Origin of the sequence: Methanosaeta sp. UBA356 (assembly GCF_002496465.1) — an archaeon.
Classification (GTDB): domain Archaea; phylum Halobacteriota; class Methanosarcinia; order Methanotrichales; family Methanotrichaceae; genus Methanothrix; species Methanothrix soehngenii.
Window position 1 is genome coordinate 1 of the sequence record NZ_DAKC01000037.1, and the last position, 9594, is coordinate 9594.

At 52.4% G+C, this 9594-nt stretch carries 7 protein-coding genes; 4 read left to right on the forward strand and 3 right to left on the reverse strand.

Annotated elements, in window-relative coordinates; translation table 11 throughout:
* Positions 1-300: 300 nt before the first annotated feature.
* A complete protein-coding gene (locus BP727_RS02830; protein WP_286857269.1) occupies positions 301-1329 on the forward strand; it encodes a hypothetical protein in 1029 nt (342 codons plus the stop codon).
* 288 nt (positions 1330-1617) lie between these two features.
* Here the strand turns inward: BP727_RS02830 and BP727_RS02835 are convergent, their stop codons facing one another.
* The gene (locus BP727_RS02835) at positions 1618-2007 is read right to left on the reverse strand and encodes a HesB/IscA family protein (RefSeq protein WP_013720663.1); all 390 of its coding nucleotides are present in this window, start codon (positions 2005-2007) and stop codon (positions 1618-1620) included.
* Positions 2008-2132: 125 nt separating this feature from the next.
* Between BP727_RS02835 and fen the strand changes: the two genes are divergently transcribed.
* A complete protein-coding gene (gene fen / locus BP727_RS02840; protein WP_273271972.1) occupies positions 2133-3143 on the forward strand; it encodes a flap endonuclease-1 in 1011 nt (336 codons plus the stop codon).
* Positions 3112-4131 (forward strand): diphthamide biosynthesis enzyme Dph2, encoded by a 1020-nt coding sequence (gene dph2 / locus BP727_RS02845; protein WP_286857272.1) that lies wholly within the window; start codon positions 3112-3114, stop codon positions 4129-4131. The genes fen and dph2 overlap by 32 nt, the downstream gene beginning before the upstream one ends.
* Before the next feature lie 65 nt (positions 4132-4196).
* On the opposite strand, the gene BP727_RS02850 is transcribed toward dph2, so the two are convergent.
* Complete coding sequence (locus tag BP727_RS02850) at positions 4197-5285, reverse strand: class I SAM-dependent methyltransferase (RefSeq protein ID WP_286857273.1); 1089 nt, start codon at positions 5283-5285, stop codon at positions 4197-4199.
* Positions 5286-5417: 132 nt separating this feature from the next.
* Between BP727_RS02850 and BP727_RS02855 the strand changes: the two genes are divergently transcribed.
* Complete coding sequence (locus tag BP727_RS02855; RefSeq protein WP_048132639.1) at positions 5418-6005, forward strand: TATA-box-binding protein; 588 nt, start codon at positions 5418-5420, stop codon at positions 6003-6005.
* Positions 6006-6198: 193 nt separating this feature from the next.
* On the opposite strand, the gene BP727_RS02860 is transcribed toward BP727_RS02855, so the two are convergent.
* Positions 6199-9024 carry a hypothetical protein gene (locus BP727_RS02860; protein WP_286857275.1) on the reverse strand — a complete coding sequence of 942 codons (2826 nt, stop codon included), beginning with the start codon at positions 9022-9024 and terminating at the stop codon, positions 6199-6201.
* Positions 9025-9594: the final 570 nt, after the last annotated feature.

The window sequence follows — 9594 nt, forward strand, 5'->3', positions numbered from 1 at the left end:
CATTAAGTTATCACCTTAAACAAATTGCGTAACTATGGTATTTATAGATTATCATACTATTTAATCAGAGCAGCATATATAGATGCAAAAAACTGGTTTTTATGATAATAACAAATATATATGTTAAAATTAATTTTAAAAAACAGTTGACCATAACAAATATTAGTATGAAGGATCAATAATAGCTACAGCTAATTCCAAGGAATCTATAATGTTGTGACCTAATTTATATATTAATGAGGCGAAGCAATGAAAAGGATATATAAAGCTGCATTTGTGTTATTACTATTTGGTATCGCATTGTCGGGGATAACATGCCCAAGCCTATGCCAAGAGAGCCCCGTGGTGAACATCGTAGTGGATGCGGATATCCCATTAAATCCATCCTCAGAAGAGGTCAAAGCCGCGGGAGGTTCTCTGATAAACCTGATAAATGAGATAGATCCCTTTGACCGAAATGTCACCATCTTTGTGAGCGGTGAGATGGCCACAGTCTACCGTCTGGGAATCACATCTCAGGGTGCCATGAGCAACCACGAGCTTGCTCTCTATGGAAATAACACTGGAGAGAACCTGTCCTCGCTCTCGGCTGCTGAACAAGAAGAAATCATTAAGGACGCTAACAACCGCCTGTATAGCTGCTATATATGCGGAGGCAAGCATGTTGATATCAAGGGCTTCCGACCGCAGGGCTTCGAGCAAAATGAGCATACGCTGCGAGTCCTGGAGAACTTGAGCATTATCTACAATGCCGGATTCCAGCAGGGCTTGATCTATATGCCTGGTCATGAGAATGATTCCTGGCCATATCTCATTGATGGCTTCAATGTATATGCGGTTCCAATCAGCACGACAGATGTGAATGGAGAGAAAGCGGTTCTCTATGACAAATACATTGATGAAGAGATGGGCCTAAGTGGCTCGCAATGGCAGGACCTATTGCAGTCCCAGTTCGACGAGAATGCCAAGGCAGGAGCGCCCACAGTCGTCATCTTCAGCAATCTGGTCTCAGGAAATGGAGAATTCCTTGATGCTTATAGGAATTTCCTTAATTATGCTGAGTCCCAGGGCGCTAGATTCTTGACCACATTCCAGCTGGTTGATATGGCTGCAGCGAAGAATTCGGCCAGCTCTATTCCAGAGCTTGAAGAGGCACGGAAAGGCGCGGAAGATGTGAGTCCCGATGAAAAGGGTGCTATTGCTGATTGCCCGAACTGTGACGAAGCATCCAGTGGAAAAGGTGCATCAATTATCAACTTCAGCATCAGGAAAAACGAATCATGCATAAATTGCACCCAGAATTCCACAAATTCCACAGAGGTGGTGTAGGTATCTTGTCGGATAAGGCGATTAAATCGGATTAGGAGAGATTTTGCTCTTCGCTAATTTTTTATGAGCACCCTCAGGATATCGAAGCCGAATTTCCGGGCTCGATATCCTGCAAAGTCCGACCTCGGAGCGGTCTGTAGCAATAAACGATAGCAATCGTTTGGATTCACGGTTTTGCGCCATAGATACGATCAGGCCATTGACTGGCACCCCGAGTCGACCCACACATTTTCCCTGAATAATGCAGTATTGCAGTTTAAAAATCGAAACCAACTGGCAAAAAATAGTTTAGCTGCAGCCGCAGCCTCCGCCATGGCCGTGGTCGCATCCCCCATGATCGTGGTCACAGCTGTCATGATCATGATCACATGTGCCGGCATTGCCACATGAGCTGCAACCGGAAAGCTCGTCCTCTGGGCCGCGAATAATAAATCCAGTTCCACGGTCATCATCAACATAATCGATGATGGTCTCTGCCAAAAGCTCAGCATCCTTGGGCTCCATGTGGATTTTAATCCCCCTGCTCTCGAATATGACATCGTCCTTCTCTGCGTCGCCTAGCGTCATGCCATAGTTCGCGCCAGATGGATCGACTGCCGCCAGGAACATCCTTATGACCTTATCCTCCACCACCTTGCTTTTAAGCATATCAGCCGCTTCTTTTGTAATCTCAATCATGAATAGCACTCCAAATATTATCTGCACAAAACTGATATTTAAAGGTAGCATGCATCTGCAATTGGAGCCTGGAAATCCGAGCATAGGATAGAGGATTTATCATAGAGCAGTGGTATGTGACAATCATGGGCGTTGATTTAGGGGAGCTGCTAAAGAGAAAGAAGATAGAGATTCAGGATCTGTCCGGCAGATGGGTGGCGATAGATGCCTTCAACACCCTCTATCAGTTTTTATCCATCATCCGGCAGAGGGATGGTACCCCTCTCATGGACCGCCAGGGAAGGGTGACCTCTCATCTCTCTGGCCTATTGTATCGCACCACAAACCTGATTGAGGCAGGGGTGAAGGTGGCCTTCGTCTTCGATGGCGAGGCCCCAACCTTCAAGGCTGTCACCCTGGCCGAGAGGTCGGAGATAAGGGATAAAGCGGCGTGGGCCTGGGAGGAGGCTCGAGCAGCCGGTGAAGACGGATTCAAATATGCTCAGGCGGCTTCACGGATCAACTCCGAGATTATCGAGGACGGGAGAAGGCTCATCCTGGCCATGGGGCTGCCGGTAATCCAGGCCCCATCAGAGGGCGAGGCCCAGGCGGCTTATATGGCCGCTCGAGGCGATGTGGACTATGCCGGCAGCCAGGATTACGACTCCCTCCTCTTTGGAGCGCCCCTGGTGGTGCGCAATCTGGCCATCACCGGCAAGAGAAAGCTGCCTCGAAAGAACATTTATGTGGATGTGGAGCCGGAGGTGATCAACCTGGAAGTGGGGCTGGCGAACCTTGGAATCACCCACAAGCAGCTGGTGGAGATCGGCATCATGTGCGGCACAGATTTTAATTCCGGCCTGGAGAGGGTGGGGCCCAAGACCGCTCTAAAGCTCATTCGGGAGAAAGGAGATCTGGAGAGCATCCTGGCGGACAGAGATGATAAGATCGAGGACTTCGAAAAGATCAGGGAGTTCTTCCTCCATCCTCCGGTCACTGATGACTATAAGATCGCCCTGAAAAAGCCCGTGCCAGAAGAGATCGTCTCCTTTTTGGTGGATGAGAGGGACTTTGATCCTGAGAGGGTGGAGAAGACAGCCAAAAGGCTAGAGGAGGTCTATAGGAGTGGACAGAGCACTCTCGACCACTGGTTCTGAATTCATCGATTTCGGCTATGAGCTCGACCTCGATCTGGCAGTTCATTTGATCAAGAAGAGCGGTGCGGCGCGGGTAGGCCTGCAGGCTCCCGAGGGGCTGAAAAGGGCAACGCCAATAGTAGCGGCTCGGATCGCAGAGGAGACCGGGGCAGAGGTGATCATCTCCGGGGACCCTTGCTTTGGGGCCTGCGATGTGGACACGAGGCTCTCAGGTGAGGTGGATCTGATGCTCCACCTGGGCCACGCTGGCATTGGAGAGGAGCCGGAGAAGGTGATCTTCCTGGAAGCCAGGATGAATGAGGACCTAAGAGGCGTGGTGGAAAAGGCGATCGGAGAGCTAAAATCAAAGAGGGTAGGGGTCAGCACTACTGTTCAGCATGTCCATAAGCTCGATGGAGCGCTGGAGGTCCTGGCCGAGCACGGAATCGAGGGCCTTTTGGGTCCTGCATCCGGAAGGATCAAGTATCCTGGACAGGTCCTGGGATGCTGCTATGCCTCTGCCAAGGCGCTTGATGTGGACGAGTATCTTTTCATAGGCACGGGACAGTTTCATCCCCTGGGGATCGCTCTTGCCACAGGAAAGAGGGTGCTGGCAGCAGATCCGGTGACCTGCGAGATCTTAGAGATCGATCCGGATCCCATGCTGCGCAGGCGCTTTGCAGCCATCAGCAGAGCTGCCGATGCCAAGAGCTTTGCCGTTCTCATCTCTAAAAAGTCCGGCCAGAAGAGGATGGAGCTGGCAAGAAGGATGATGGCCCTGGGCGAGGCCCGGGGTCGGGAGATGTTCCTGGTCTATCTGGACAACATCGAGCCGGACCGTTTGCTCAATTTGGGGGCCCGAGCGGCAGTCTCTACCGCCTGCCCCAGAGTAGCATTGGATGATTCTGCCAAGTATAGTATCCCCGTCCTCACCCCTCCTGAGTTCGAGGTGCTGGTGGGTAAGAGGAAGTGGGAGGACTACCTTTTTGATGAGATCGATGATATTTAAACGACCAGTAGACGCTTTCAGCAAGCACTTTAAAGATTATGAGCAGGGAACCAAACAGAGCTTCACTAAAGCTTCTTGACCCTGAAGTCTATCACCACATTGAGCCTGTGAGGGGCATAGCTTCTCACAATGCTCTCGCAGAGCACCTCTATCCCCGCGCTCATCTTCTCCGCTGCCTCCCTTATCAGCAATTCGTCCCGGTAGAGGTCGTCCTCAGGAGAAATGCAGTAGTAGTGGACAATCCCTCCCGGCTTTGCCGCCCCGATGGCAGCAGGCAGGAAGAGGGATGCACTATGGGGGAGGTTCATGATAACATGATCCGCTGCATTCTGGTATCGCAGTGCGATCTCATTTGCATCCCCCTCCAGGATATCGATGTTCTCCACCTTATTCAGCCGGGCGTTCTCTCGCAGATATTGAACAGCTACCGGATTCTTGTCCATGGCCACCACCCACCTACATCTCTTGGCCATGAGGATGGAGAACGGCCCCACCCCGGCGAACATGTCCAGGACGACGTCAGTGGGCCCGACCAGGCTCGCTATCCTCAGCCTCTCCGTTCCCAGGCGGGGAGTGAAATAGGCTCCCTCCAGGTCTATACGATAGCGCAGCCCGTGCTCCTTATGGGTGGTGGTGGTCCTCTCCTCCCCTGCTACGTGCCGATAGCGACGGGTGCGGTACTCTCCTTCCACATCAGAGATGGGGGCTATCACCGTCTTGATGCTATTGCTGGAGGACATAAGGGCTGAGGCAACCCTCTCTGCCTCTTCCTCCTCCAGGTCCTCTATCATGGCGATATCGCCCACGATCTCAAAGCTGGGCCTAAAGCCCAGAATGTCCTCTGGGGTCAGGATCTTCTCTTCGGGCACGAATCCAAAATTCACGACATCATAATCTGCTACCAGCCGCAGCTTTTCTGCTTCCTTTTCGGACAGCTCCCGCACAGGCAGATAGATCTGGGACCCATCCGAGCAAATCTTTCGGCCAGGGTCAAATGCCTTCAAATCCACCAGAGCCCGCCTGAATCGCTCGCCATTCTTTCGCTCAACTTTTATCCCCAGGGATTCGTCCGCCATTAGAGAGCGATAGAGCCGCACTGTTAATATGTCTATCCTGAGAAATGCATGTTTTTTGAGGACCTTGGATGCGTCCATGCTCCACTCCAGTCTTCTATTCTGCAGCTAAGCTCGATAAAGCTCCTACCCAAAACTTTTTCTCATCAGCGAGACCATTATGTGACTCAGGACCAACACGAAGATTTAAGATGACCTCGAAATTGTTTGTCTATGGGGTCCACAATGAATGTAGAGAACGTGGTGGCATCCACCAAGCTGGCAGATGAATTTGATCTGTATAAGATTGAGGCCGAGCTTGAGGGTGCCGAATACAAAAAAGAGAAGTTTCCCGGCCTCGTCTATAGAGTCAAGGCCCCTAAAGCTGCTTTTCTTATATTTACTTCTGGCAAGATAGTATGCACCGGAGCCAAGAACATTGAGGATATTCGCAGGGTCATCATCACCCTGGCCGAGACGCTCAAGTCCATAGGCATCGAGAACATCTATTCAGAGCCCGAGATAATAGTTCAGAACATTGTGGCCACAGCAGATTTTAAGGTCGATTTGAATCTGAACGCCGTCGTGCTTGGCATGGGCATGGAGAACGTCGAATATGAGCCGGAGCAGTTTCCTGGTGTGGTCTGCAGAGTCAAGAAGCCCAAGGTCGTAGTGCTCGTATTCAGCTCCGGCAAGCTGGTGGTAACAGGAGGCAAAACTGTAAATGACTGCGAGGAAGGCGTGCAGGTCATCAGGAAGGGGCTCGAAGACATGGGACTGCTTTCATCATCCGGATCGGAGCAACAGATAGCAGGGGCATAGCCATATTCTAAAAGCTTGTTGCATAAATGGCTCCATTTCATGCAGGAGCACCTGACAGCCTGTGAAGACCCCAAATTCTCCTACAAGGATTCCCAGCATCACCAGGGCCAGCCAGCATCCGTCAGCCGCCGTCTGGCGATCATTGGAGTCTAAAAATTATGGGCCCGGCTTCTGAAAAACCAGGCCCCAAGATTCACTGGCGCGACCCGGTCCAGCCTCCGGACCAGCCGCCCTCCGATCCGTACCTCCAGCTGCCGGAGAAGGATTGACAGTCCTCCGACATCACGATTTCCAGATCTCCGCCATCATCCGGCGGGCTGTATGAGGGAGCCTCGGACCAGGTGCCAACCAGCTGGCTTCCGAATGCCGTCCCGTCTATTCGCCCCTGATCGTGGGTGTAGTTCCCGGTCACCTTATCGCCGGACTGCTGAAGCTGCATCGTCCCCCAATCTGTGTTCCAGGTGCCGCTCCAGTCGCAGGACTGGACGGTCCCCACCTCACTCTGGCTGGGAATCCCCCATATATGAGCGACTCCCCTGCCGCCCGTCTCGCTGTTCTGCGACCAGGTATCGGGATCGGAGTCAACCAGAGTATAGACGCCGGACGGCAGTGCTGCCCCTGGCTCTACCATCCAATAGGCATCCTGAACTCCTCCCATTCCCAGCTCTCCAGTGGCCGCCCACGGCCCGTATTGATTGCCGGAAGCATCCTGAATGGCTATTGTTCCCGGAGTCTGGCCGGAGCCATAGTTCCAGTGATAGGTGCGAATCCTGGTGATCGTGTAGGGACGGTCCAGGGTGAACTGCACCGGACTGGTGGGAGCGTTGCCGACTCCTCCCAGGGTATTGACCTCCATTATCAGCTCTTCCTGGGCCTCGACCTCATCGCCTGAGGTGGATCCCTCGGCCGGATCCTTATCTAGGGCCTCGCCAGCAAAGCCACTCAGGTCAACCGTGGTGTCCAGGCTTGGCGGTATCGATTCCGAGCCGGACTGCAGGTTTGCGATCTCTCCTCCGGCCTGAATTGTGCCGGTCATCTGCGCTCCGGTCTGAACAGCCATGTCCTGGAAGGAGGTGATGCCCGCTGATTCATCCTCGGTCCTGATCACATCCAGATCCACCATGCCCTGATCGGTAGCGTCGATAAAGAGAGAATAACTGCCTTCTGCCGGGAGCATGTAGATCTCCACATCGCCATCGGCCAGCACCTCTGCGCCGGGAATCTCGTTTACGACCTGGCCGTCAACAATGCCCGTTTGCCTGCCCTGAACATCCGTGAAGACCGCGTCCGCAGGACATCTCAGCACCGCCATGATGGCGTTTGCCTTCCTCAGAACCTCTGCCATTTCGTAAAGGCTCTTTTTAAGGGAAGGAACCAGAGCATTCACATCCTCCAGCGGAATCTGCCTGAAGACCGGATGGGCAGAGATGGCACTGGCATAAGCCCACATGTAGCCCATGTAAGCTGGATTTTTCCAGTTGTTATTGGAGATTTCCAGGGTTATTTGCGGCATGGACCGGGGCGGCTTGGCCTTGGACACCGGGAAGTTGGGATCATAGACGTAGATCACCGGCTCGCGCCCCTGTACCTCGATCAGCTTATAGGCCAGGACGGCGTGACCAGCAGTTTTGTTGCCTATCCGGCCGAAGAACTCGATTATCACTGGCTCACGCGAATCCTTGAGGGCGTCTTTCACCGCCTGATGACACTTGGCCGGCGACTGATCCCTCTGGAAGAACCGGAAGTCGCTGATCATAGCCGTCCACAGGGGCAGCATCTGCGCCCGGTGATAGATGGCAATGTTGGTGGATGCCTCTTCCAGGCTCATCTGCGAGGTGGGCTTTGATAGGGGGCTGGATCCCGTGTTTGTGAAATACAGGGCCGAGGTGGCGGACATACCGTAGCAGTGCCCTCCAGCTCCCACCTCCATGCTCTCTATTGAATAGTTCCAGAACCTCATGTAGGTCGAGGGAAATAGCAGCCTCTGCATGGCCGAAAGGAAATTCCCATCTGCCTGAATGTTCCCAACTATTGTGGCCAAGAGCCCTTCCACCATCTCTTCAGTCTCCCTGCCCTCGAAGCCGTAATTGTCGAACCTATAGGTATCATCGATCCAGCTGTAAGCTCTGTTGCCGTTAAAGGCATAGTAGATGTTGACTGCAATCGAGGCGTTGTTGTCCTCTTCATTAGCATCTTTTTCGTTCAGCATGAAGGCCTGGGCCTGCAGAACAGCTCCTTCAGCGTTTTTTCCTTCCAGGTCCCAGAATGCGGTCCCTGACTTGGTGGACCCGGCGGGGATGTCTCCCACATAAGCCGGCTGGCCTATGGGCTGTAGATCTTCGCCCTTTTTCAGATATAGCTGAACACGCACATCTTTGGCCTCAACTGTCCCCATGTTCTTGACTTCTACTGCCACTGCCTGGCTGTCTGCAGAGATTTCCGTTTGCAGGAGATTGTTATCCTTATGATATGAAAGGTAGATGTGATCTGGGTCCAGGTGCAGATCTGGTTTCTCAGGAGATTTGATCTTGCTGACTTTGTCCAGCCACAGCCTGGCGAAGGCGGCCACGCTTCCTTTCGGAATCTCGTTAATACAACCCAGCTCATAGATCCTGGCCACCATGTTCTCGAACTGGACGATATGGCCTCCTGTGCTCGATGCTCCCTTTCCTTCTAACCGCGGATCTCCCAGGCCGTTGTAGCCGGGAGTGTAGCCGGAGAAGTCCTCAGTGAAGCCGAAGTCCTGGAAATGCTCCTGGCAGAATGCTTCAGCCTTCTCTGAGCTATCGAAGACCGCAACGTAAAGCGACAGAAAGCCCCTGCAATCCTCTGGCATGCCCTCGATGCTAACCTCTTGCGTCAGCTCTAGAAAGGAGTCGTTCTGTCTCTCCAGCCCTTTACTGGTGGTGATCGCAAAACCAGTGCTGCTGGCCTGGGCGTTGATCTCTCCTTCAAACTTGAAGGGATCTTTTAAGTCCGCTGCCAGCAGCGCATAGTCTGCGGGATTTATGTCTTCCATCCAGCCTCCCGGAGATGACACTTCCGGTGGACTTGTCTCGTCACCTGCTGCCGCCGGAAAAAGTGCAGCCATAAACAGCAAACAAATGAGCAATCTCTGACCTATCATATTCTCTTCGCCCTCCTACTTGGATCCTATAGATATTCAATTCTTGTACGAATCAGGTATTTATATAACTCTGTCCGGGATGCGGAGGAGACAAAGAATGATAGAAGAAAATGGCCTCTCCCAGATCTAGCGCTGGCAGGGCAGCGTCTTTTCTAGCTTACTGGATCCTAGCCCGTCTGCATGTGCGCAATCGAGGCTAATTATAAGGTTAAATGGTTGGTATCCGGAGAATCTCTGGGACGTAGATCTCAATTAGATATATAGGGAAAGTATCCTATAGATATGCGAGCAATCTGCAGCCGAGCCAAAGCGGCAAAAGTCGAGGGCCAATTGATGCATTCGATGACCGTTCGGAACTAGATCTGGTAGCTCATCCTCTTCGCCTTTATAATAAATAGGTTAGTGTTGTATCACATTAATTCTGCTCTATTAATCCGGGTTTGGCTCGGTCCGGCCATAGAT

What these genes read in the sequence shown, in the direction of transcription:
- BP727_RS02860 (WP_286857275.1), bottom strand. Translation starts at nt 9,024, where the DNA reads ATGGAAGACATAAATCCCGCAGACTATGCGCTGCTGGCAGCGGACTTA.
- BP727_RS02855 (WP_048132639.1), top strand. Translation starts at nt 5,418, where the DNA reads ATGGGGTCCACAATGAATGTAGAGAACGTGGTGGCATCCACCAAGCTG.
- BP727_RS02835 (WP_013720663.1), bottom strand. Translation starts at nt 2,007, where the DNA reads ATGATTGAGATTACAAAAGAAGCGGCTGATATGCTTAAAAGCAAGGTG.
- fen (WP_273271972.1), top strand. Translation starts at nt 2,133, where the DNA reads ATGGGCGTTGATTTAGGGGAGCTGCTAAAGAGAAAGAAGATAGAGATT.
- BP727_RS02850 (WP_286857273.1), bottom strand. Translation starts at nt 5,285, where the DNA reads ATGGACGCATCCAAGGTCCTCAAAAAACATGCATTTCTCAGGATAGAC.